Below are 21869 nucleotides of genomic sequence, written 5' to 3' on the forward strand. Positions count from 1 at the left end.
TGGCATGAGGGGTCCGCCCCGGGGGTAGCCGGGGTGAATGCGAATCCAAGGGACGTGCGAGGCGCGCGGGGCGGCGGCATGGGCGTGAGCGACGGGTCGCCGGGCGGGCACACGGATCGGGTGGGTCGATGGTTCGCCGAGTTCGCGGCAGGCCCGGGAGCGAACCTCGCCCTGCCCGGGGCCGGCGCGACCGACGCGCGGTGGCGGGTGTTGGTCGCGACGGCCGAGCGGGACCTGGCGCTGGGGCGGCTGGCGGAGGGGCATACGGACGCTCTCGCGATCATCGCCGAGGTGGCACCGGACGCCGAGCCCGTGCCGGAGGGGTCACGCTGGGGCGTGTGGGCCGCGGAGCCGCCGGGGAGCAGGCTGGTCGCGACGGCTCGGGACGGGGGGTGGGTGCTGGACGGGGTCCGGCGCTACTGCTCGGGCGCGCTGATGTGTACACACGCTCTGGTCACCGCGGACACGGGGGAGGGGTCGAGGCTGTTCCGGATCGACCTCGACCACGTCGGCTACCGGCCCAGGCCGGACTCGTGGCCGGCGGTGGGCATGGCGGCCAGCCAGACGCTGGACGTCGAATTGGCGGCGGTGCCGGCCCGGCCGCTCGGCGCGGTGGGCGCCTACCTGGATCGGCCCGGGTTCCACCACGGCGGCGCCGGCGTCGCGGCCTGCTGGTTCGGTGGTGCCCGTGCGGTGGCCCGCCCGTTGACGGCCGCCGCGCGGGCCGGGCGGTTGGACGCACACGGCCTGGCGCATCTGGGTGCGGTCGACCTTGCCCTGCATACGGCGGAGCGGGCGCTGTACGCCGTCGCGGCGGAGATCGACGCGGATCCGGCCGACCGGTCCGGCACCGCCGAGGTGCGTGCGTTGCGGCTGCGGGCCCTGGTCGAACGCACCTGTACGGAGGTGTTGGAGCGGGTGGGGCGGGCGCTGGGCGCCGGCCCGCTGTGTCACGACGGGGAGCACGCCCGGGCGGTCGCCGATCTCACCGTCTACATCCGCCAACACCACGCGGAACGGGACCTGGCGCGGCTCGGCACGCTCGTGTCGGAGGCGTCGGAGGCGTCGGAGGCGTCGGCGCCGGGTGGGCGGGCCGAGCGGACCGGGCGCACCGGGGGCGAGCGAGCGAAGGCGACCGTCCGATGAGTTCGGAGCCGACGGTCGACCGCGATCTCGGTGCGCGGCCCGGACGCCTCGTCGACGCGACGTGTGAACCCGTGAACGCGATCCAGGCGCCGGGCACGCCCGAGCGGGATTGGATCCGGTGGCGCGGGCTGGACGGCTTGCCCCGGATCGCGCCGCCCGCGACCGGCGGACTCGTGGTGGTCGCGGCACATCCCGACGACGAGGTCCTGGGCGTGGGCGGCCTGGTGGCGAGCACATCGGCGGCCGGCGAGCGGGTTCGGGTGGTCGTGCTCACCGATGGCGAGGCCTCGCACCCGGACGGCCCGATTCCCCCGGCCGAGTTGGCGGCGCGTCGGGTCGGGGAGAGTACGCGCGCGCTCGCGGTGCTCTCGGCGGGTGGGCCGGCGTTCGAGATCGTGCGGCTGGGTCTGCCCGACACCGGGGTCGCCGCACACGAGGCCGCGGCCCGCGCGGCGCTGGTCGAGCTGCTGGCCGGGTACGCGCTGTGCGCCGCGCCGTGGTCCGGTGATCTGCACGCCGACCACGAGGCGGCCGGCCGGATCGCCGCGGCGGCGTGTGCGGCGGCCGGGACACCGCTGGTCGAGTATCCGGTCTGGATGTGGCACTGGGCCGGTCCCGAGGATCCGCGTGTGCCGTGGGCGCGGGCCGTGCGGATCGACCTCACCGACGACGGTGCGCGGCGCAAGCGGCGTGCGATCGCCTGCTTCGTGAGCCAGATCGCGCCGCCGGCGCCGGGCACGGACGACCGGGTGATTCTGCCTCCGGAGGAACTCGCGCATTTCGAAAGGGACTTCGAGGTGCTGTTCCGGTGAGCCGGATTCCTCCCACGTCGCGCCGGTTCGAGGAGATGTACGCGGACTCCGCGGACCCCTGGCAGTTGGGCGAACGTGCCTACGACCGGCGCAAATACGCACTCACCCTGGCCGCGCTGCCTCGGGAGCGCTACCGCAGCGCGTTCGAACCGGCGTGCTCGGTCGGGGTGTTGACGGCCGAGCTGGCCCGGCGCTGCGAACGGCTGCTGGCCTGCGACCTGGCGTCGGTCGCGGTGCGCGAGGCGCGGGCGCGTACCCGCGAACTGCCCGGCGTCACCGTCGAGTGCCGGCGTCTGCCCGAGCAGTGGCCGACGCCGGCCGACGCTCCGGGCGCGGTCCCCTTCGATCTCGTGGTGCTCTCCGAGTTCCTCTACTACTTCGAACCGGCGCGCTTGGCCGATGTGTTGGCCCGGGCCCGCGCCGATCTGGCCCCCGGCGGCACGCTCGTCGCGGTGCACTGGCGGCCGGCGGCCGAGGAGCACGTGCTCTCCGCCGAGCGGGTACATGCCGCCGTGCGTGCGTTGCCCGGCCTGGTCCGGGTGGTGGAGCACCGTGAGCCCGACTTCCTGTTGGATGTGCTGATCCGTGCCGACGCCCCCGCCGACACGCTGTCCCCGGCGGCCCGCGAGGGGCTGCGGTGAGCGCCGGGGGTACGGGCCGGCGGGTGCGCGGCGTGATCGTGGTGGTGCCGGCCCGGGACGAGGAGGGCGAACTCCCCGGCTGCCTGGCCGCGTTGCACGCCGCCCGCGGTCGCCTGGCGATGCGCGGGGTGGCGACGAACATCGTGGTGACCGCCGACCGATGCCTGGACCGCACCGCCGCGATCGCCCGGACGCTGGGGGCCGAGGTGGTCGAGTGCGATGCGGGTGCTGCGGGCGCGGCCCGCGCGGCCGGCTTCGCCGAGGCACTGGGCCGGAGCCGACTCGACCCGGCGGACGTGTGGTTGGTGACCACCGACGCGGACAGCCGGGTGCCCCCGAACTGGCTCACCCGGCAGTTGTCCTGGGCCGCCCGGGGTTGGGACGCGGTGGCCGGGACCGTGCGGGTGGCCGACTGGAGCGCACACCCGCCGGGCAGCGCGGCGGCGTTCACCGCCCGGTACGACTCCTGGACCGGTCGTTCGCCGCATGTGCACGGCGCCAACCTCGGCTGCTCCGCCGACGCGTACCTGGAGGTCGGCGGATTCCCGCCGCTGGTGGTCGGCGAGGATCGCGCCCTGGTCGACGCGTTGGAGGCGGCCGGTCGCCGAGTGCTGCGCACGTCCGCCCTCCGCGTGCTCACCTCGGCCCGCCTGGACTGCCGAGCACCGGGCGGCTTCGGCCACGACCTGCGCGAACAGGCACTCACCCTCGAAGCGGGCCCGGCAACCCGCCCCCACTCGCTGCCGGGCCCGGGCCGGTGAGCGCCGCGTCGCAGGCCGGGTCGGCCGCATCGTGGTGCTCCCGGCCGGTTCGTGGATACCGTCCTCGTTGCCCGCCGTCGCCACACGCCCGCGTGAGGACACCCATGACCGACGACATCCCCGACCTCGACGCCACCGACCTCGCCGGCCGCATCCGGCGGCGCGAGGTGTCCAGCCGCGAGGTCGTGCAGGCGCACCTGGACCGCGTCGCGGCGGTCGATCCCGCGATCAACGCCATCGTCACCCTCGACCCGGAAGGCGCCCTCGCCGCCGCGGGCGCGGCCGACGCGGCGCTCGCGCGGGGCGAGGCCGTCGGCCCGCTGCACGGACTGCCGATCGCGTTCAAGGACACCCACCACACCAGGGGCATGCGCACCACGTACGGCTCCCCGCTGCACGCCGACTACGTTCCGGACTTCGACGACCCCCTGGTGGCCCGCGTCCTGGCGGTCGGCGCGATCCGGATCGGGAAGACCAACGTGCCCGAATTCGCCGCCGGCTCGCACACGTTCAACCCCGTCTTCGGCACCACCCGCAACCCCTGGGCGCCCACCCGCTCGGCGGGCGGCAGCAGCGGCGGCGCGGCGGCGGCCCTGGCGGCGGGCATGCAGCCGATCGCCGACGGCAGCGACATGGGCGGCTCGTTGCGCAACCCCGCGTCGTTCTGCAACGTCGTCGGGCTGCGCCCCACGCCGGGCCGGGTGCCGAAGGCGCCCTCGGGCAACAGTTGGGAGCGGCTGTCCGTGGCCGGTCCGATGGGTCGCACCGTCGCCGACACCGCGCTGTTGCTCTCGGCGATGGCCGGGCCCGATCGGCACGACCCGATCGCATTGGAGACGCCCGGCTCGGCGTTCGCGGCGCCCCTCGACCTCGACCCGCGCGGCCTGCGGGTGGCCTGGGCGCCCGACCTCGGCGGCAGCGTACCGGTGGATCCGGAGGTGCTCGCCGTTCTGGAGCCCGCCGTCGCGGTGTTCGCCGACCTCGGCTGTCGGGTCGAGCGGGACAGCCCCGACTTCCGCGACGCCGACGAGATCTTCCGCACGCTGCGCGCCCACGAGTTCAACGTGGGGCTGGGCGAGGTGCTCGAATCCTCGCGTGCCGCGCTCAAGCCGAGCCTGGTGTGGAACATCGAGGAGGGCCGCCGACTCGGTGTGGCCGACCTCGCGCGCGCGACGATCGCGCACAGCCGGCTGTACGCGGACGGCATCGACTTCTTCGAACGCTACGACGTCCTGCTGGCCCCGGTCAGCCAGGTCGTGCCGTTCGACGCCGAGCTGGAATACCCGCGCTCGGTCGCGGGCGTCGCCCAGCACACCTACCTCGACTGGATGCGCTCGGCGTACTTCGTCACCCTGCTGGGCGCGCCGGCCCTGTCCGTGCCGGCCGGGTTCACGCCCGACGGCCTGCCCGTGGGCCTCCAGATCGTCACCGCGCCGCGCTCGGACCTGGCGGCCCTGCGGATCGGCGCCGCCTTCGAGGCCGCGACCCGCTACGGACGTCGGCGTCCGCACCTTGGTTGAACCCGTCCACGGCGTCTGCGAGCGGGTGGGGCGGGCACCGCTTCACGCTTCCACGGCCGTGCCGGCGAGGTGGCGGGCGACCTCGGCCGGGGCGACGAGTTGCGGATAGTGGCCGGCGCCGGCGATCTCGGTCACGGGGTGGTCGACCGGGACGACGAGTGGATCCGTCGAGCCGACGAGGATACGGACCGGGACGCGGACGCGGGTCAACAGGGCCCGGGAGCGCTCGCGTTCGGCGACGGTGGTGCGCAGGGCGCGGACCACGCGCCCCGCCGCGCCGGGGCGGCGCAGGTCGGCCGCCGCACCGGTCACCGCCGGGCCCTCCGGGACGCCGAGTGCCTCGGCCAGGCGGGCGGGAGACATCCGGCGCAACCTCGGGACGGCCGCGCCGGAGCGGGTGACGCGGGCGGCGGGAGGTTGCAGGAACGCCGGGGAGACGAGAACGAGTGCGCCGACGCGCTCCGGGTGCGCGGCGGCGAAGCGCAGCGCCGGGTCGCAGGCCGACGAGTGCGCGACCAGGACGGGGCGGGTGCGGACCGGGCGCAGCAGGTCGGCCAGCCAGGCGTCCACGGAGTGTGCGGCGGCCGAGCGGCCCAGGCCGGGGAGGTCGGCTGCCAGGAACGGTTCGGTGAGGTGGGCGGCGACGGGTGCCCACAGGTCGGCGTTCAGCGGCAGGCCGTGCAGGAGGACGTGGGCGGGGCGGTGTCGTTCGCCGACCACCCACGTGGGGCTGCCGGCGACGGTGCGGAAGCCGTACGGGCTCGCCCAGGGCGTCGCGGTGCCGAACCGGCCGGCCACCAGGTCGTCGGTCCACGTGCGCAGGGCATCGTCGACCGGGGGCATCGCCAGGCCGACGCGGGCCGCGAACGTGTGGGCGGAGGTGGTGGGGTAGCGGTCGGTGGACAGGAAGGACAACGTCTCGGGGTCGGCGTTGGTGAGCCGGCGCGGCAGTCGGCGCAGGAGGCCGACGGGGATGTTGTGCCGAGGGGCCGGTACGCCCGCGTGGTCGGCGATGGTGCGGACGAGTTCGGGTAGCGGGGGCGTGGTGTCGTCGAGGATCCAGTGGTGTTCGCCCGCCGGCGCTGCCGGGATCTCGGCCAGGAAGCGGACGAGGTGGTCGAGGGCGACGATCGGCACGAAGGTGTCGGGGCCGCCGGGCAGCGCGGGCAGTCGGCCGTGCCACAGGTCGCGGACCAGGGTCGCGAGGCCGATGTACTGGCCCGGTCCGATGACGACGCCGGGATTGGCGATGCTCAGCGGGATGCCGGACTCGCGGGCGCGGGCGCGTATCGCGAGATCGGCCTCCAGCTTCGACGCCTCGTACGCGCCGGATCCGGCGTAGTCGGGTGTGCCGTCGGGGGCGCTGACCCGGTATCCGCTGACGTGGACCAGGCGGCGCAGCCCGGGTAGGGAGGCGGCCCATTCGAGCACGTTGAGCGCACCGGTGACGTTGACGGCGCGCGCCTCGGCCTCGTCCAGGCCGAAGGCGTAGCGCCCGGCGGTGTTGTAGACGTCGGACACCTCGGGCAGCGCGGTGAGCGGACGGGTGATGTCGGCCCGGACGACGCTGAGGCCGCCGGTGTCGACGCCTCGGGAGGCGAGCCAGGGGGTGAGGGTGTCGCTGCGGACGGCGGCGGCCACGTGTTGGCCTCGGCCCAACAACTCGGCGACGAGGGCACGGCCGATGAAGCCGGTCGCACCGAAGACGATGGCGTCCATGGGGCTCCTTGGGTGACATGGAGATCGGTAGACCGATCTACTTATTTTGCGGACAGGCGTGGGCCGGAGTGGATCCGGCCTGCGTTCAGCTCAGGAGGGTCGTGATGCGGCGGGCGACTCGGTCGAGCGGGTCTCGGCTGCGGTGCGCCCTCGCCAGGAGGAGGGCGCCCTCGACGAGGGCCAGGATCGTGACGGCGAGGTCGTCGGCGTCCGGGTGGTCGGCCAGTCGGGCGCGCAGGATCGCCTCCCAGGAGGTGTAGACCTCCGAACAGGCTTGCTGGAGCCTGTCGTTGGTGGCGGCCGTCTCCAGTGCCACGGTGGCCACGGGGCATCCCTTGAGCCAGTCCGACGCCTCCAGGCGGTCGCCCAGCAGGCGCAGTACGGTCTCGACGACCTCGGCGGCGGACGCGCCGGATTCGGCCAACCCTCCCATCGCGTCGCCGATCGACCGACCGGCTCGGCGGACGGACTCGCCGACCATCTGGTCCTTGCCGCCCGGGAAGTGGAAGTAGAGCGACCCGCGCGGCGCCCCACTGGCCGCGATCACCTGATTGAGGCCCGCACCGAAGTAGCCCCCGGCCTCGATCAGATCGCGAGTCGCGTCCAGCAGTCGGTTGCGCGTGTCGGTGCCCTTCTGTCCCATGGAGCATGAGACTAGACTGGTCTACATATTTCTTCAACCGGCGTTCCGTCCGGGCCGGTCGGTGTCAGTCGGCGAGTAGTCGGAGCAGGTGCACACGGGTGAGGGGCTGGGGGGTGGGACTGGGTGGGGCGGGGGTGGAGGTGGGGTGAGGGGTTCGGAGTTTGGCTTGGATGGTCGGGCGGGTGAGGACGTCCTGGGGAAGAGCCAGGCACGTGGCGGTTTCCAGGAGGGCGCGGAAGAGGTCGGCGTCGTGGAACGCGGCCGCGCCGAACGGGCTTGGAGTGGGGGGTGGTTCGGTGGTGCGGTCCGGGTTCATCGCGGCGGCGCGGGCGCGGTCGGCGACGAGCTGGTCCTGGTGGTACGGGGTGACGACACGTTCGGTGGCTTCGTCCCACGCCAGGGGGAACTCGGCCGGGGTGTCGGCGTGTTCGCGGAGTACGTCGCGCAGCAGTTGGGCCTGGACCAGGCCGACGCTGAGGCCGCGGGCGGCGGTGGGGTTGGTGCACGCCCACGCGTCGCCGACGGCCGCGAAGCCGGTGGCGACCGGGCGCCCGTCCACCACGAACCGGCGGCGGCAGTCGAGGATTCCGGCCATCACCACAATGTCCGTGACGGGCGTACCGGCCAGCCAGTGGGCCTGGGCCGGACAGGCCGCGACCACCCGGGTGAAGATCTCGGGATCGCGGAGCGCCTTGAGCGGCGCGTCGCCCGACGTGGTGACGACGGTGACGGACCAGGTGTCGTTGTCGCCCGGAATGGTCAGCAGGGCGAACGTGTCGTACTCGGTGTAGGGAGCGCCGCGTCGCATCGGCTGCCGCGGGCCGGTGAAGTAGCGGGTGTAGTAGGCGAATCCGCCGTCCTCGGCGTCGGCGGCCGGCTCCGGTGCGCCGACGTCGGCGAGCCAACGCGCCGAGCGGGTGCGGCGGCCCGTGGCATCGACCACCAGGTCGGCGTTCGCCTCGGCACCGTCGGCGGTGCGGACGCCGGTCACATGGGTGGTGTCCGCGAGCACCGGTGCGCCGGTGAGCAGGCCGGCGATCCTGATGCCGCGATGCACGCGGATGCCGGCGGCGACCGCGGCCGCCGCGAACACCGCTTCGACCACCGGGCGTCGGCCGGTGAGGAAGCGGAAACGGTCGTCCTCGGGCCGGGGGACGTAATCGGTGATGCTCGGCGGCAGCGGATGCAGTGCGCTGCCCTCGAAGCAGCCGGCCGCCACGAGCCGCTCGATCACATCGGGCAGTTCCTCGGCGAGTACGCCCCGAAACCTGGGCAGCAGGTTGTGCGGCTGGCGAAACTGGGCCACGCCGGGACGCTGCCACGCGGTCCACGCCTGCGCGGGGTCCTCGGGCGGGAGGGATGGGTCGCCCTCGTACACGGTCACCTCGTGCCCGTCGCGGGCGAGCAACAGGGCCGTGGTCAGACCCACCACGCCGGCGCCGCAGATGATGACCGATGCCATCGGACCTCCCTCGTGTCGATTCGCCACGGTGGCACGCGGTACGGGGGCGACGCGACCGAATTTGGGGACGAGTGCCGCGACGGGTGGGCGATTGCCTCAGGCCGCGAGGGCGCCGGTGCGGCGGAGCAGCGGGAGGATGTGATCGGTGACCGCGGGGGCGAGGCGCAGGTGGTCGTCCCGGCCGGACGTCCAGCGCAGGTCGGCCAGTTCGGCGGCCGGTACGGGGTCGCGGTCCAGGCGGGTCTCGAAGACGGTGAGTCGCATGGGTACCCCCTCCAGGGCGGCGACGGAGTCGAAGTCGGCGAGGAAGCGCGGTGCCACGAGTTGCGCGCCCAGTTCCTCGTCCAGTTCGCGGCGCAGCGTCTGCAGCGGGTTCTCGCCGGGGTCGGGCTTGCCGCCGGGCAGGTAGAACAGGTCCGGCGCCGCCTTCTTGCTGACCACCATGAGCCGCCGCGCGTGCACGATGGCCGCCGCGACGACGATCAGCGGACCGGTCGGGTCGAGATTGGGTATGGAATTCGTCCGATCCTGGTGCGTCATGTACCGGATTCTGTCATCCGGGTCGGGCGCCGTGGGTGGTGAGGTCATACCGCGGTCGGTGCAGGTCGAGCCGAGCGCTACCGCGCAGGTTTACCCGCGATGTCCACCGTGTGCGGGAGGACAGGCGGTCCCGGGTCGGCCAGGGTTGCGCCAGGTCGGGCCCGCGTGGGGGCACATCGAGACGGCGAAGAGCCATCGGGGGTGTTCGTGGACGGCACAGACGGTACAGACGGCAAAGGCGGCCGAGGCGGCAAAGGCGGAACGAACGGGACGCACGCACCGGGGCGGGGCGGCGCCCGGGGTGCGCCCCGCGCACTGGGGCGTACCCGCCGTCGCGTGCGCCGCGCGGCGATGGTGTGCGCGGTCGCGGCGGCGTTGATCGCGGCCGTGGTGGGCGTGCCGACCCAGGCGCAGGCGTTCCCGCCGCCGCCCGCACCGCCGCTGCCGGCGGCGAACTCGCACGGCATCACGCTCACCCAGTGGACGAACTCGAACCTGCTCAGCGACCGCAGAATGTACGACGCCACGATGACCACCTCGGCGATCATGCAGGCGCGCGGCGGTACGCCGTCGATCGACCCGGTCACCGTGCCGGTCAAGGTGCGGATCTGGCTGCCGGACGACTACACGGCCGATCCCGCCAAGGCGTACCCGGTGTTGTACCTGCTGCACGGCGGGTTCGGCGACTTCGAGCAGTGGTCCGAGGCGAACGCGGGCGACGTGCTGAACACGATCGACCGGCGCACTTTCAAGGGCATCGTGGTCATGCCCGAGGGCGGCAAGGCCGGTTGGTACACCGACTGGGCCGGACACACCCAGGGCAACTTCGCGCCGATGTGGGAGACCTTCCACATGCGGCAGTTGGTGCCCTGGATCGACGCGAACTTCAACACGATCGACGACCGTTCGGGACGCGCGATCGCGGGTGTGTCGATGGGCGGACTCGGCGCGCTGCGCTACGCCGCCGATCTGCGGGACCGCTTCTCGGCGGTAGGGGCCTTCTCGGGCGGTACCACGCTCGCCGACGACCGGGCGTTGAACCGGGTGGCCGACTCGATGCTCGGCTATGGCGCGGCGACCTCCTGGAATGGGCTGATCGACCCGAACTACCGTGTGTTCGGTACCCCGTTGGAGCGCACCGAAGCCGTCTACGGGCCCCAGGCGAACTGGCCGGCGATCACCCCGGTGGGTATGGCCGCGGCGGGCAAGTACGCGGACTACGCGGGCGGTTCGGGCAAGTTCGCGATGTACTCCGGTGGCGCGAACGGCCAGGGGATGCCCAGCGGGCAGGGGGAGTCGGACATCAAGACGTGGAACGACCAACTGCGCGCGGTCATCGGCACGTCGTTCACGCCGCGCTACTGCACCGGTCCCGGTGAACACGGTTGGGATTACTGGCGCAACGACCTGCGCGACTTCATCCAGTACGTGTACGGCGCCACGCCGCCCGCGCACTGCACCGAGAACGGCCGTACGGGGAACACGGGCAGCGTTCCGTGGGTCGCCAGGTAGGTCGGGCGCGCCGGCAGGAATGAGTGTGCCCGGCGCGGGCAGACGGCCGGTCACGGAGTCTGTGGGCGGCGGGCCCGAACCGGGGCCCGGAACCACAGCCGTAGCCCTGGCCGTAGCCGAAGAAGGGTCGCGTGTGATGCCTGAGTCGAAGAACGTGACGGACGTGGTGGCGGTGGCGCCGGAGGTCGCCGGCGGCGCGCGACTCGCGCCGGGCGGGCCGGACCGCTCGCCGCAGACGGTGGAGCCGACGGCCGCGGGCACGCGCGGTCGCACCGCGATCGCCGACGGCGTGATCGCGAAGATCACCGGTGTGGCCGCCCGGGAGATCGAGGGCGTGTACGCCCTGGGGGGATCGGTGGCGCGAGCGCTGGACGCGGTGCGGCAGCGGGTACCGGGCGGTCGGCCGAACGTGGCGCACGGGGTGAGCGTGGAAGTCGGCGAGCGCCAGTGCGCCCTCGACCTGAACCTGGTGGTGGAGTACGGCGTCCCGATCGCCGAACTGGGTCAGGCGGTACGCGGGAACGTCATCGCCACGGTCGAGCGCATGACCGGCCTGGAAGTGGTCGAGGTGAACGTGGCCGTCGACGACATCCACCTGCCCGACGACGACCACCCATCCACCCGGGTCGCCTAGCCAGTCACCTCGCCTTTCGCCGCACGGACCCCGCAAGGCACACGCGCTTCATGCCTCTCTCCACAACGCGCCCACCTCGGGTAACCCACCTGCCTCACACGTCGATTCTCGTGACCGAAGGTCCCCGCCGGAGGGCGGTGTTCCACGCGCGGGTGGACCATGGAGGAAGTACTTGGAGCACTCGGGGGCCGCACCGAGACGCGAGGAGGCGTGCGGCGATGGCGACTTTCATGGACGTCCACACCGGGATGACCGGCATCACCGACGAACAACTGGCGGCGGCCCACCAGGCCGACCTGGCGATCGAGGGGGAGGAGGGCGTGCACTTCAAGCAGGCGTGGGCCGATCCGGAGTCCGGCACGGTGTACTGCCTGTCCGAGGCCCCCACGGCCGACGCGGTACAACGCATCCACGAACGCGCGGGCCACCCGGCGGACAAGATCCACCCGGTCCCGCTCTCGGTGTAGCCACGGAAGGGTGAACTTCCGGGTAGGGAGCGGTGGTTGCGCCCGAGCGTAGGTGACGACGGCTTCGCCGGTTCAGCTCTTCGGGGACGATCCGGGGGCCTGCTTGTTCCGGGTGACGACGGCGCCGAAGAGGGCGAAACCCCTGATCACGACGCGTGGTGTGCCGGGTTTGTCGAGCTTGCGGGCGACCCGTTTGTCCACGACGCCGAACAGGCCGAACCCCCGGACCTCGACCTCGATGTCGTCCGGCACCAGGATCCGGGTGCCGCCCCAGAGCGAGACGGCCCGGATCTCGGTGTCCCGGCTGCCGAAGCGGGCCTCGGACAGGTCCAGTCGGCCGCCGCCCCACATCGACCAGACGGTCAGGCGGGATGGGACGACCCACTCGCCCTTACGTTCGAAGCCGCTGAAGATCCCGGATATGAAGCGGCCGGAGGTCGGCGCCCGGTCCACCACGAGTGCGTCCCGGGGGCCCGGTTCGGGGAGGCCGCGGCAGGCGGCCTCCAGTTCGGCGCGGGTGCGCGCCGCGTGTACCTCGTCGAGCCGGGGTCCCAGTCGGTCCACGGCGAGCCGGCCGTTCTCGACGGCGGTGCGCAGGCGTTCCTCGGCCCGGTGTCGATCGTCGTCGTCGGCGAGGATCACCTGCTTCGGGTCGGTCGCAAGGTGTTCGGGGTTGTCGTGTCCGGGGTCGGCGGTCATGGCGTCATCCTTCGAGGTGGGTGGCGAGGACTGCGGACAGGGCGGTGCGGAAGGCCTCGTCGTGGCCCGGGTCGTCGGGATCGCGGCCGAGGTCGGTGAGCCAGTACCGTCGGCCCATCGCGTAGCCGTACGAGCCGGACAGGGCCAGGAGGACGACCATCTCGATCCGGGCCCGATCCGGTCCCCGGGGCGGGGGGAGCACGCTGCGCACCCCCTCCTCCACGGCGTCGACCAGTTTGGAGAGGTTCGCCCCGGGGGTCTCGACGTCCCAGTCGTGCAGTTGGGACCAGGCCCACAGCCGGACGTAGCGCTCGTCCGCGACGATGTCGAACAGGACCCGCGTCATGCCGCCCGCGAAGGGCACGCCCCCGTCGGTGCGCATCCGTTCGCGGACGAGTTCGCGTTTGCGCTCGTTCTCGCGTTGCAGGACGGCCCGTACCAGGGCCCGGTAGGTGCCGAAGTAGTGCGTCACCAGTCCGTGCGTCACGCCGACCGCCTCCGCGACCCGGCGCAACCCCACACCGTCCGGGCCGTGTTGCGCGATGAGTTCGGTGGCGGCTTCCAGGATCTCTTCCCGCGCCTGCTCGGGCGTGCGCCTGCGTCGTCCGGTCATGACCCTCCTATTGGCAAGATGGATAATAAGCTGTTGACCACCTTGCCAACAAGACCGGCCGACAAGACCGGGCGGCAGGCGACGGGTGGCCGGGTCGCGACGGGCGGACCGGCGGGGGGTCGCAGGAGTCGGCCCGTGGGCGAGCCGTGTCGCATCGAGCGATTCCGATTCTCATATAAGCGATCCTTATTCTCGGATCGTTGAATTCCCGATGGAAATATCATTCCTGCATACGGGCGAATCTCGACTAACTGGTTGCATGGCTCCGGGATGGCGACCTAGATTGATGTCGCCAACCGCCGACCGGGAAGTCGAGACGGATTCAATTGCGCACTGATTCCAGTACACGAACCGTAATCGTCTCCGGAGCGGAATTCGGCTGGGGAAGCTCGGGGAAACTCGGTGCGATCCTCACGGCCTTGCGCGAACGCTCGGCGGTGCCGCTGCGGTTCGTCGGCCTGGCCTCCGGGCTCGGCCGGCCCGTGTTGTCCGAACACGGCATCGAGCGCTGGTACGACCTGCCGGACGACGCCGAGGACGTACGCGACGCCGTCGCCGCCGTCACCGGCGCGGAAGCGGCGGTGGCCGCGGTCGTCGTCCTGGACGGCGCCGTCGCGAAGGCGACGGAGGCGGCCGGCGTACCGACCGTGTTCGTGGACAGCCTGCCGTTCATGTGGGGCGAGGGGGACCGGGCGGCGCTGCCCCTGGAGGCGACGGTCTACTGCGCCCAGAGATGCGTCGAACTGCCCGCCGAATGCCGGGACGTGCTGGCCTCCGTGCGAGCGCTGCGCTGGGTGGGCGCCGTCGTCGGCACCCCGCCCCGCGCCGAGCGGGCAGCCTCCGCCGCCGGTCCCCACCGCACCGCCCTGGTCAGTCTCGGCGGCCTGCGCGCACCTCGGCTCGCCGACTGGACCGCCTATCCGCGCATCGTCGTTCCCGCCGTCCTGGAAGCGCTCGCCGCCCACGGAGTACACGAGGTACACCTCGCCGGCAACCTGCCGGCCGACCTCGCCGGACGCCTCGTGGACGCGTCGATCACCCCGCCACACGTGACCACGGGCGCGCTCGCACACGGCGAGTTCCTGGATCGGCTCGCCGGCTGCGACGTGCTGCTGACCTCCCCGGGCCTGACCACCCTCCTCGAAGCCGGCCGGCAGCGCGTCCCCACCCTGTGCCTGCCGCCGCAGAACCTCAGCCAGATCTTCAACGGGCGTTTCCACAGCCGCGCGATCGGTACGCAGACCCGAATCACCTGGCCCAAGGCGGTGTTCGCCGAAGAGGAGGCGCTGTCGCTGCGCACTCGCGGCGAGGACCACGCCCTGGAGCGAATCTACGCCGGAATCGCCGCGGCGGCCGGGGACACGGCGGGCCGCGGCACGGCCGTCGTGCTGCGCGACGCCATCCTGACCGCGCTGTGCGGCGCCGCCGCCGGGGCCGGCGACTGGGGCGCGCTGACCGCGACCGTCGGTGTCGACGGGGCCGCGGACGTGGCCGACGCCCTGCTCGCGCTCCTGCCGGGCGTACCCCGCGCCGCCTGACCGCCACACACCCTCATCCGTCGTCCCATCCCGCCACACCCATGCCCGCCCCGCCTCCGACCGGCCCGAAGGGGTCCCCTGTGCGTGAGCGTCATCGTTATCTGTTCGTCCGGATCCTGGAAGCCTGCAACGCCGACTGCTTCATGTGCGACTTCGCATTGTCGCGCGACACATTCCGCTTTTCGCGGGAGGACTTCGCCGACCTGTTGCCGAAAGCCCGCGCGGCCGGCGTGGCCTATGTACGTTTCACCGGCGGCGAACCCCTCATGCACCCGGATGTGGTGGACCTGGTGCGCTCCGGCGCGGCGGCCGGTATGAAGATGTCCCTGATCACCAACGGCTCGATGTTGCCCAGAATGGCCGAGCGGCTGGCCGAGGCGGGCCTGGCCCAGGTGATCGTCAGCCTCGACGGGGCGTCCGCCGCGACCCACGACGTCTACCGCCGCTCGCCCGGCATGTTCGACAACGGGCTGGCCGGACTGCGCGCCGCCGCGGACCTCGGCGTCCTGCCCCGGGTCAACACCGTGGTCGGACCGCACAACTACCAGGAAATGCCGCTGCTCCAGCAGGTGTTGACGCGCGCCGGAGTGCGGCAGTGGGAGTTGTCCGCGCTGAAACTGGACCGCAGCATCACCTATCCCGACCCCGACGACGTGCGCCGCGTCTGCGACCCCGTCTACGACGCGGACCCGAACGTGCTGCTCGTGCCGATGGGAAAACGTTTCTACGGTGACGAACCGGCGGAACAGGAACGCTACTTCGCCGAATCCGTGACGCCGCGCGCGTCGCTGCCGCAGTGTCACGTCGCCGACGACGTCATCTACATCGACGGCAAGTACGGGCGGATGTACGCGTGCAGTTGCATCCCGCATCGCGAAGGGGACGACGGGCCGGGCGGCGCGCCGCTGCGTGAGGCGGGTGTGATCGACCTGGACACCCCGGCGTTCCGTGCGCACGCCGACTTCTACCGCGAACGCGGGCCCCTGGTGTGCAACGGCTGCTCCACCACGGCGGCCGGCTACAGCGACGACGTCGCCCGACTGGGGACGGTGACGGCATGGCAGTACTGACTCCCCGGGAAGAGGCCGACGCGCACCGGACGGCCGGTGCGGATCCCGGACCGGGCTTCGCACCGGCGTCCGCCGAGTCCGCGCGGCGGATCCTCCTGGTCTCCCGCGACGAGCACCTGGACTCGCTCCTGGCCCGGCGCCGGATCGCCGCCCATCTCGGCGACCTGCGGCCGGTACGGGAGGCGCCCGACGAGCCGCCGCCGGACGTGGTGTTGGTCTGCGACGACGAGGACGCCACGGGCCGACTCCGCGCGTCCGGCGTGCCCGTCGTACACCTGACGTCGGGTCACCGGCCCCCGGGCGACCCACCCGCACGCGTCGACGGTGTGCTGCATCGGGTCCATCGGCCCGGATGGTTGCCCGCCCCCGCCCCCGCCCCCGCCCCCGCGCCCGGCGGCGAGGCTCGACCCACCGGCCTGCTCGCGCCCGCCCGGTCGGCGCGCGGCCGGCGACGTGGCGGAACCCTGCTGCTGATGTCGGTGTGGGGGGTGCCGGCCGCCGAGGCGGACACCCTCACCGCCGAGATGGTGCCCGCGCTGGTCCGCGCGGCGCTGCGCCGGACCGGTCGATGCGACGTGGTCTGCGATACGCGGCTGAAGCCGATCCGCGCCGCGCTGGCAGGGCTCGGCGACGACCGCCGGGTACGGGTGAGCCGCGCGGTCGACGTGGACGTGGACGCGCTGCACGCCGAGGCCGAAGTCTTCCTGGCCGCACCGACGTTGGGCGCCATCGGCCTGGCCCGGGCCCGGCGGGCGCCGCTCGCTTTCCTGCCCGCCCTGGGCGAGGCCCAGCGCGATCTGGTCACGCGGGTCCGGCAGTTGGTCCCGATTCCGCTCGTCGACGATCTCGAGCACGACTCCGTATGGGAATCGTCCGACGGCACCGTGCCGTGGGACGTCCTCGACCCCGAACCGGACGATCTGCGCGGCGCGCAACGCGTCGCCCGCACACTCCGCCAACTCGCGCTCGCACCACTGTGAGCAGCCCGGCACCCGACCAGGCTTTCCGTCGGGTCTCCATCCGGCCGCACCGCCCCCGCTGAGCGCCCGCGTCACCACCACCCGGCCGGGCCCCGCCCCGCGCACCCCGACCGAACGCCTCGCGTCGCCGAAGGTCCGTCAACCCTGGAGCCGCCATGTCCGCCATCCCCCTCGACACCGACACCCAGGCCGCCGCACCCACGATCGTGCGCCCCGATGTCCCCGACTCGGACTGGAACGACTGGCACTGGCACATGCGTCGACGCATCACCAACGTCGACAAGGCCCGGCAGTGGATCAACCTCACTCCCGAGGAGGAGCAGGCGATCGCCGGGGTGGCGGGGCGCTATCGCTGGAGCGTGACGCCCTACTACGCCTCGCTGATGGATCCCGACGACCCGCTCTGTCCCGTACGGCAACAGGCCGTGCCCGCCGGCGGCGAACTGGTCGAGTTCTCCGGCGCGGAGGTCGACCCCGTCGGCGACACGTTCTACCGCAAGACCAATCGTGTCGTGCACAAGTATCCGGACCGGGTCATCCTGCTGGTCACCGAGGCATGCCCGGTGTACTGCCGGCACTGCACGCGCAAGTTCCACACCACCGACGTCAACGGCACCTACTTCCGCGACGACGAGGGCGAGTCCTTCGACGAGGATCTGCGCTACATCGCCGAACACCCCGAGATCCGGGACGTGTTGCTGACCGGCGGGGACCCGCTGTCCTATCGGGACGGCAGACTCGAGGAGATCATCGCGGGACTGCGGGCGATCCCGAGCGTAGAGATCATCCGGATCGGCAGCCGATTCCCCGTGTTGTTGCCGCAGCGCATCACCGACGAACTGTGCGAGATGCTGGCCCGGTATCACCCGGTATGGGTGAACACCCACTTCAACCACCCCAAGGAGATCACCCCGGAGGCGAGTGCGGCGGTGGACCGCATGCTGCGCCACGGGATCCCGGTCGGGAACCAGACCGTGCTGCTGCGCGGGATCAACGACGACGTCGCGACCATGCGCACGCTGATGACACAACTGCTGCGCATCCGGGTCCGCCCGTACTACCTGTACCACTGCGACAACGTCACCGGCGTCTCGCACTTCATGACCTCCGTGGCCAAGGGCTGGGAGATCATGGAGGGCCTCCAGGGCCACATCACCGGCTTCGGGGTGCCGCAGTACGTGCTGACCACCCGCCTCGGCAAGATCCCCATCGCGCGGCCCTACTTCAGCGTCACCCCCGACGGCCTGCGCCTGCGCAACCACAAGGGCGAGGAAATGCTCGTCGACAACGCGGTGTACCCGATCACGGAGGCGGACGCGCGATGACCCTGGACAAACGACTGGGACAACGTTTCCTGCCCTATGGCGCGAACTGGCTCGACTGGTCCGACATGACGGAACTGCGCGAGGTGATCGACCACCAGGTGTTGTTCCGCTACCAGACCGAAACCGAGAGCATGGCCTCGCGGTTGGAGCGGGTCACCTGCGAACGCCTGGGCGTGGCGCACACGTTGGCCGTACACAACTGCACCGAGGCACTGCGGCTCGCGCTGATCGCCACCCGACCGCGCATCGGCGACCGGGTATACATGCCCGCCGTCACGTTCGTGGCGGTGGCCGGGGCCGTGTTGTCCTGCGGACTGATCCCGGTCCTGGTCGACGCCGACGACTCGTTGTCGCTGGACCCCACGCTGCTGCCGTCCGACGCCGAACGGGTGATCGTGGCGCACATGGAGGGCGCGGTGGCCACGCTGCCCGAGGGGGTGCCGTACCTCATCGAGGACTGCGCCCAATCCCTCGGCGCCCGTTTCCCGGACGGCCGTTCGGTGGGGACCGCGGGCTACGCGGGGACCTTCAGCTTCCACCACAACAAGGTGCTCACCTCGGGCGAGGGCGGGTTGGTGATCAGCAACGACGAGCAGGCGTGGGCGGCGATGCGCTGCTACCACGACCACGGCTCGGCGCGGGTACCCGGGCGCTATCCCACCTGGAACGAAGACGCCTACTACGGGGAGAACTTCGTCACGGGCGAGCAGGTCGCCGCAGTCCAGTGCCAGCAGTTCCGCCACCTCGACGAACTCCTCGAGGGGCTGGAGCGCATGTACGCCATCGCGATGCGGGACCTGCCGGACCGTGCGGACCTGGAGGTACGGCCGCGCGCGGCGGGCGACGCGAAGGTCAGCCTGCGCTTTCGCTGCCGCGACCGCGCGCTGCGCGACGCCGCCGTGGCCGCGCTGACCGCCGAGGGAATCGCCAACTGGACGCTGAACAAGTACCTGTTGCCGGAGCACCCGGTACTCACCGGCCGCCGCTCGCTCTACGCCGACGGCTTCCCGTGGAACCACGCCCCCGAAGGCCCGCTCATGCTCAGCCACGACGGATTCGCGCGCACCCGCGACCGGTTGGACCGCACGCTGTGCGTACCGCTGGCACCGGAACTGCCGGAGGCGGAACAGGTCGCCGCGGTCAAGGCGATCCGGCGCGTCCTGGAGGCGGTGTGAGCGCGGGGCGGGCGCCCGCGCTGCTGATGGTGGACGATCGTGCCTCGTCGTTCACCCGCTACGCGGCGCGGGCGTTGCCCGAGAGCCTGGTCCTGCTGCGGTTCGCCGAGTTGCGCGGCGATCTGCGGGAGGACTACCTGCGCGAGACCGCGCACCTGCCGGCGTTCTGGGTTCGCGAAGGTGTGCCCCTGGCGGAGGAGGCCCGGCGCTACCAGGAGTGGGCCGCCGAACTGCCCACAACGCCCACCCGATTCTGCAACCCCTCCGAGCCGCGCCAGCACGTCGCACAGCGCTTCGCCGCCCTGGCCGGGCTGCCCCACCTCAACGAACACCAGGTGGCCTGGGTGCGCGACAAGGCCGCGATGAAGCGGCGGTTCCGCGAACTCGGCCTGCGTACCGCCGCCTTCGGCCGCGTGCGGTCGGCGGCGGACGTGGAGCGGTTCGCCGCGGAACACGGATGGCCACTCGTCCTCAAGCCGGTGGATTCGTTCGCGTGCGTCGACACCCACCTGCTGCGCGACCGGGACGCGGCACGGGACATCGACCTCACCACCCGCGACTTCATGGTCGAGCAGTACCTCGGCGGCACGGAATGGGAGGTGTGCGCGCTCATCCACGACGGCGAGGTGCTGAGCGCCTGGCCCAGCGCGATGCCCTACCGCCCGCTGGCCATCGTCGACGGCGCGATGAACGCCAACATCAGCGTCGGCACGGACGAGGGCCCGGCCGTGGACCTGCCCGCACTGCTCCAGCGCATCGTCACCGGCATGGGCATCGACCACGGATACGCCCACATGGAGTTCTTCGTGGTCGACGGGCAGGTACACGCCGGCGAGATCGGGATCCGGTTGGCCGGCTGCGAGATCCCCGCCAACCACGGACACGCCTACGGATTCGACGTCTTCGCGGCCACGCTGGACGTGTACCTGGGGCGTCGCCCCCGCCTGGACTACCGCGAACGCCGGTGCGCCGGCGATCTGTTGCTGCCGCTGCCCGGATCGGGAACGGTGCGCCGGGTCACCTCGGCGGACGAACTCCTGCGCCTGCCGGGTGTGGTCGACGCGGTCGTGCGGGCCGGGGTCGGCGACACGGTGACGGCCCGCCGCGCGTCGCACAACGCCTCGGGACACGTCCACGTCGTGGGCGAGTCGATCGGGCAGGTCGAACAGCGTATGCGGGCGGTCCTGGACGCCTTCACGATCGAGGTGGCCCCGGTCCGCGAACCCGATCCGGTGTCCGGATGACCGCCGCTCCGCGTCGGGAGGACGCCGACACCGACACCGGCTCGATCGTCGACCCGGGCCCGGTCGCCGCGGACTCGGCGCCGGCGGCGGCCTCCGGGCCCGGCGGCGGGCTGTTCGCCGGCCTCCGTGCCCTGCTCACCCGCCCGGGCGTCGCCGGCGTGGCCTGGTGGAGCGTCGTCGCCCGGCTGCCCGTCTACCTGATGTCACTGGCCATGGTGCTGACGATCCGCGAGCAGGGCGGGAGTTACCCGCAGGCCGGGCTGATCGCCGCGCTGTACACGGTCGGCATGGCCCTCGGCAGCCCGCTGATCGCCCGCCTGCTCGACCGCGACGGCCGCCGAGGCGTGCTGATCGTGACCGGCCTCGCCTATCCGGCCACACTCGCCGCGCTGGTGTGGGCCACCCGACCCGGCTCCTGGGCGCAACCCGTCCTGGCCGTCGCCTCGGGCATCGCGCTGCCGCCGACGAACGCGTGCATGCGCGCGCTGTGGGCGCGCATGCCGCTCGACGACGCGCAACGGGAGACCGCCTACCTGTGGGAGGCCCTGCTCACCGAGATCCTGGTCATCGGCGCACCGCTGATGCTCGCGGCCCTGATGGTGTGCGGATCCGCCGGAACCGCGCTGACCGTGGTCGCCGTCGTCGGCGGCGCGGGCGCCCTCGGCCTGGCCTGCGTGCGCGTGCCCACGCACCCGGACGCGGCGACCGATCCCGGCTCGGAGGGGCCCGACGCCCGGGCCGCGCCGCGCCACCCCCTGCGCGATCCGTCGATGCTCGTGCTGATGGGCGTGATGGCGGCGAGTGCCGTCCCGATCGGCCTGATGACGCTGGCCATTCCGGCCTCGGTGTCCGCGCACGGATCGAGCGACGGCACGGGAGTCGTGTACGCCTGCTGGGGGGTCGGCAGCGCACTGGGCGCGCTGTGGCTGGGACGCGCCCGGTCGCGGGTCGCGATGCACGTGCGCTTTCCCCGACTGGTACTCGCGTACGCGATCGGTACCGGGCTGACCGTGCCCACCACCTCCCCGGTGACCCTGGGCATCGCCCTGGTCGTCGGGAGCATGCCGATGGCACTGGTGTCGGCCGGCGAGATGACCCTCGTCGGCGCCCTCGCGGACCGGCGGCTGCTGGCGCAGGCGTTCACGTGGGCGTCGCTGGCAACGGTCCTGGGGGACGCGGTGGGTCAACAGGTCGGTGGTCTGCTGATGGACCCGATCGGCCCGCGCGGCGTGTTCACGGTCGCGTTCGGCGTGGCTCTGGCGGGAGCGGGACTGGCCTTCGCGGGGCGCAGGTTGCTCGTCCCCGAGGCCGAGGCCCGGGCGCAGTGCGCGACGTGACCGCCCGCTTCGACCGCTCCGGACCCGCGAC

Annotated in this window: 21 protein-coding genes; 15 read left to right on the forward strand and 6 right to left on the reverse strand. The window is 72.6% G+C overall.

The window, feature by feature from the left end; all coding sequences use genetic code 11:
• Window positions 1-78 precede the first annotated feature (78 nt).
• From ACMXN5_RS44610 to ACMXN5_RS44630, 5 genes are all read left to right on the forward strand, one after another.
• Window positions 79-1146, forward strand: coding sequence for an acyl-CoA dehydrogenase (locus ACMXN5_RS44610; RefSeq protein WP_439680579.1), 1068 nt, complete (start codon window positions 79-81; stop codon window positions 1144-1146).
• Entirely contained in the window at window positions 1143-1958 is an 816-nt protein-coding gene (locus ACMXN5_RS44615) for a PIG-L deacetylase family protein (RefSeq protein ID WP_439680580.1), read from the forward strand. The genes ACMXN5_RS44610 and ACMXN5_RS44615 overlap by 4 nt, the downstream gene beginning before the upstream one ends.
• Window positions 1955-2599, forward strand: a complete 645-nt coding sequence (locus tag ACMXN5_RS44620) for an SAM-dependent methyltransferase (protein ID WP_439680581.1) — start codon at window positions 1955-1957, stop codon at window positions 2597-2599. The genes ACMXN5_RS44615 and ACMXN5_RS44620 overlap by 4 nt, the downstream gene beginning before the upstream one ends.
• Complete coding sequence (locus ACMXN5_RS44625) at window positions 2596-3360, forward strand: glycosyltransferase (protein ID WP_439680582.1); 765 nt, start codon at window positions 2596-2598, stop codon at window positions 3358-3360. The genes ACMXN5_RS44620 and ACMXN5_RS44625 overlap by 4 nt, the downstream gene beginning before the upstream one ends.
• A gap of 104 nt (window positions 3361-3464) precedes the next feature.
• Window positions 3465-4880, forward strand: a complete 1416-nt coding sequence (locus tag ACMXN5_RS44630; RefSeq protein WP_439680583.1) for an amidase — start codon at window positions 3465-3467, stop codon at window positions 4878-4880.
• 42 nt (window positions 4881-4922) lie between these two features.
• On the opposite strand, the gene ACMXN5_RS44635 is transcribed toward ACMXN5_RS44630, so the two are convergent.
• From ACMXN5_RS44635 to ACMXN5_RS44650, 4 genes are all read right to left on the reverse strand, one after another.
• Window positions 4923-6599: an alpha/beta fold hydrolase gene (locus ACMXN5_RS44635; protein ID WP_439680584.1), complete on the reverse strand. Its 1677-nt coding sequence runs from the start codon at window positions 6597-6599 to the stop codon at window positions 4923-4925.
• Window positions 6600-6684: 85 nt separating this feature from the next.
• The gene (locus ACMXN5_RS44640) at window positions 6685-7242 is read right to left on the reverse strand and encodes a TetR/AcrR family transcriptional regulator (RefSeq protein ID WP_439680585.1); all 558 of its coding nucleotides are present in this window, start codon (window positions 7240-7242) and stop codon (window positions 6685-6687) included.
• 64 nt (window positions 7243-7306) lie between these two features.
• Entirely contained in the window at window positions 7307-8704 is a 1398-nt protein-coding gene (locus ACMXN5_RS44645; RefSeq protein WP_439680586.1) for an NAD(P)/FAD-dependent oxidoreductase, read from the reverse strand.
• Between the two features lie 96 nt (window positions 8705-8800).
• Window positions 8801-9244, reverse strand: a complete 444-nt coding sequence (locus tag ACMXN5_RS44650; RefSeq protein ID WP_439680587.1) for an NUDIX hydrolase — start codon at window positions 9242-9244, stop codon at window positions 8801-8803.
• A gap of 336 nt (window positions 9245-9580) precedes the next feature.
• Here ACMXN5_RS44650 and ACMXN5_RS44655 point away from each other — a divergent pair, with 336 nt between their 5' ends.
• The 3 genes from ACMXN5_RS44655 to ACMXN5_RS44665 all read left to right on the forward strand — a co-directional run bounded on the left by ACMXN5_RS44655 (window position 9581) and on the right by ACMXN5_RS44665 (window position 11857).
• The gene (locus tag ACMXN5_RS44655; RefSeq protein ID WP_439680588.1) at window positions 9581-10756 is read left to right on the forward strand and encodes an alpha/beta hydrolase; all 1176 of its coding nucleotides are present in this window, start codon (window positions 9581-9583) and stop codon (window positions 10754-10756) included.
• Window positions 10757-10892: 136 nt separating this feature from the next.
• Complete coding sequence (locus ACMXN5_RS44660; RefSeq protein ID WP_439680589.1) at window positions 10893-11390, forward strand: Asp23/Gls24 family envelope stress response protein; 498 nt, start codon at window positions 10893-10895, stop codon at window positions 11388-11390.
• A 218-nt stretch (window positions 11391-11608) separates the two neighbouring features.
• Window positions 11609-11857: an SCO4226 family nickel-binding protein gene (locus tag ACMXN5_RS44665; protein WP_439680590.1), complete on the forward strand. Its 249-nt coding sequence runs from the start codon at window positions 11609-11611 to the stop codon at window positions 11855-11857.
• A 72-nt stretch (window positions 11858-11929) separates the two neighbouring features.
• Here ACMXN5_RS44665 and ACMXN5_RS44670 read toward each other — a convergent pair whose 3' ends face one another.
• Window positions 11930-12556, reverse strand: coding sequence for a DUF1707 SHOCT-like domain-containing protein (locus ACMXN5_RS44670; RefSeq protein WP_439680591.1), 627 nt, complete (start codon window positions 12554-12556; stop codon window positions 11930-11932).
• A 4-nt stretch (window positions 12557-12560) separates the two neighbouring features.
• The gene (locus ACMXN5_RS44675) at window positions 12561-13169 is read right to left on the reverse strand and encodes a TetR/AcrR family transcriptional regulator (protein ID WP_439680592.1); all 609 of its coding nucleotides are present in this window, start codon (window positions 13167-13169) and stop codon (window positions 12561-12563) included.
• A 326-nt stretch (window positions 13170-13495) separates the two neighbouring features.
• On the opposite strand from ACMXN5_RS44675, the gene ACMXN5_RS44680 reads away from it, so the two are divergent.
• The 7 genes from ACMXN5_RS44680 (at window position 13496) to ACMXN5_RS44710 (ending at window position 21838) form a co-directional block, all read left to right on the forward strand.
• Complete coding sequence (locus ACMXN5_RS44680; RefSeq protein ID WP_439680593.1) at window positions 13496-14707, forward strand: hydroxymethylcytosylglucuronate/cytosylglucuronate synthase; 1212 nt, start codon at window positions 13496-13498, stop codon at window positions 14705-14707.
• An 80-nt stretch (window positions 14708-14787) separates the two neighbouring features.
• Window positions 14788-15777, forward strand: coding sequence for a cytosylglucuronate decarboxylase (blsE, locus tag ACMXN5_RS44685; RefSeq protein WP_439680594.1), 990 nt, complete (start codon window positions 14788-14790; stop codon window positions 15775-15777).
• Window positions 15765-16757: a CGA synthase-related protein gene (gene blsF / locus ACMXN5_RS44690; RefSeq protein ID WP_439680595.1), complete on the forward strand. Its 993-nt coding sequence runs from the start codon at window positions 15765-15767 to the stop codon at window positions 16755-16757. Before blsE ends, blsF begins: the two co-directional genes overlap by 13 nt.
• A 155-nt stretch (window positions 16758-16912) precedes the next feature.
• The gene (gene blsG, locus ACMXN5_RS44695) at window positions 16913-18082 is read left to right on the forward strand and encodes an arginine 2,3-aminomutase (RefSeq protein ID WP_439680596.1); all 1170 of its coding nucleotides are present in this window, start codon (window positions 16913-16915) and stop codon (window positions 18080-18082) included.
• Window positions 18079-19257, forward strand: a complete 1179-nt coding sequence (locus tag ACMXN5_RS44700; protein ID WP_439680597.1) for a DegT/DnrJ/EryC1/StrS family aminotransferase — start codon at window positions 18079-18081, stop codon at window positions 19255-19257. The genes blsG and ACMXN5_RS44700 overlap by 4 nt, the downstream gene beginning before the upstream one ends.
• Window positions 19254-20501: an ATP-grasp domain-containing protein gene (locus ACMXN5_RS44705; RefSeq protein WP_439680598.1), complete on the forward strand. Its 1248-nt coding sequence runs from the start codon at window positions 19254-19256 to the stop codon at window positions 20499-20501. Before ACMXN5_RS44700 ends, ACMXN5_RS44705 begins: the two co-directional genes overlap by 4 nt.
• On the forward strand, window positions 20498-21838 hold the full coding sequence (locus ACMXN5_RS44710; protein WP_439680599.1) for an MFS transporter: 1341 nt from the start codon (window positions 20498-20500) through the stop codon (window positions 21836-21838). The genes ACMXN5_RS44705 and ACMXN5_RS44710 overlap by 4 nt, the downstream gene beginning before the upstream one ends.
• The last annotated feature ends 31 nt before the right edge of the window (window positions 21839-21869 follow it).

It is taken from the genome of Embleya australiensis (assembly GCF_051903075.1).
GTDB lineage: Bacteria > Actinomycetota > Actinomycetes > Streptomycetales > Streptomycetaceae > Embleya.

Bases quoted from the DNA above. Each gene is read 5' to 3' on its own strand.
- ACMXN5_RS44610 (WP_439680579.1), top strand. From the start codon at position 79: ATGGGCGTGAGCGACGGGTCGCCGGGCGGGCACACGGATCGGGTGGGT.
- ACMXN5_RS44615 (WP_439680580.1), top strand. From the start codon at position 1,143: ATGAGTTCGGAGCCGACGGTCGACCGCGATCTCGGTGCGCGGCCCGGA.
- ACMXN5_RS44630 (WP_439680583.1), top strand. From the start codon at position 3,465: ATGACCGACGACATCCCCGACCTCGACGCCACCGACCTCGCCGGCCGC.
- ACMXN5_RS44635 (WP_439680584.1), bottom strand. From the start codon at position 6,599: ATGGACGCCATCGTCTTCGGTGCGACCGGCTTCATCGGCCGTGCCCTC.
- ACMXN5_RS44640 (WP_439680585.1), bottom strand. From the start codon at position 7,242: ATGGGACAGAAGGGCACCGACACGCGCAACCGACTGCTGGACGCGACT.
- ACMXN5_RS44645 (WP_439680586.1), bottom strand. From the start codon at position 8,704: ATGGCATCGGTCATCATCTGCGGCGCCGGCGTGGTGGGTCTGACCACG.
- ACMXN5_RS44650 (WP_439680587.1), bottom strand. From the start codon at position 9,244: ATGACGCACCAGGATCGGACGAATTCCATACCCAATCTCGACCCGACC.
- ACMXN5_RS44660 (WP_439680589.1), top strand. From the start codon at position 10,893: ATGCCTGAGTCGAAGAACGTGACGGACGTGGTGGCGGTGGCGCCGGAG.
- ACMXN5_RS44665 (WP_439680590.1), top strand. From the start codon at position 11,609: ATGGCGACTTTCATGGACGTCCACACCGGGATGACCGGCATCACCGAC.
- ACMXN5_RS44670 (WP_439680591.1), bottom strand. From the start codon at position 12,556: ATGACCGCCGACCCCGGACACGACAACCCCGAACACCTTGCGACCGAC.
- ACMXN5_RS44675 (WP_439680592.1), bottom strand. From the start codon at position 13,169: ATGACCGGACGACGCAGGCGCACGCCCGAGCAGGCGCGGGAAGAGATC.
- blsF (WP_439680595.1), top strand. From the start codon at position 15,765: ATGGCAGTACTGACTCCCCGGGAAGAGGCCGACGCGCACCGGACGGCC.
- blsG (WP_439680596.1), top strand. From the start codon at position 16,913: ATGTCCGCCATCCCCCTCGACACCGACACCCAGGCCGCCGCACCCACG.
- ACMXN5_RS44700 (WP_439680597.1), top strand. From the start codon at position 18,079: ATGACCCTGGACAAACGACTGGGACAACGTTTCCTGCCCTATGGCGCG.
- ACMXN5_RS44710 (WP_439680599.1), top strand. From the start codon at position 20,498: ATGACCGCCGCTCCGCGTCGGGAGGACGCCGACACCGACACCGGCTCG.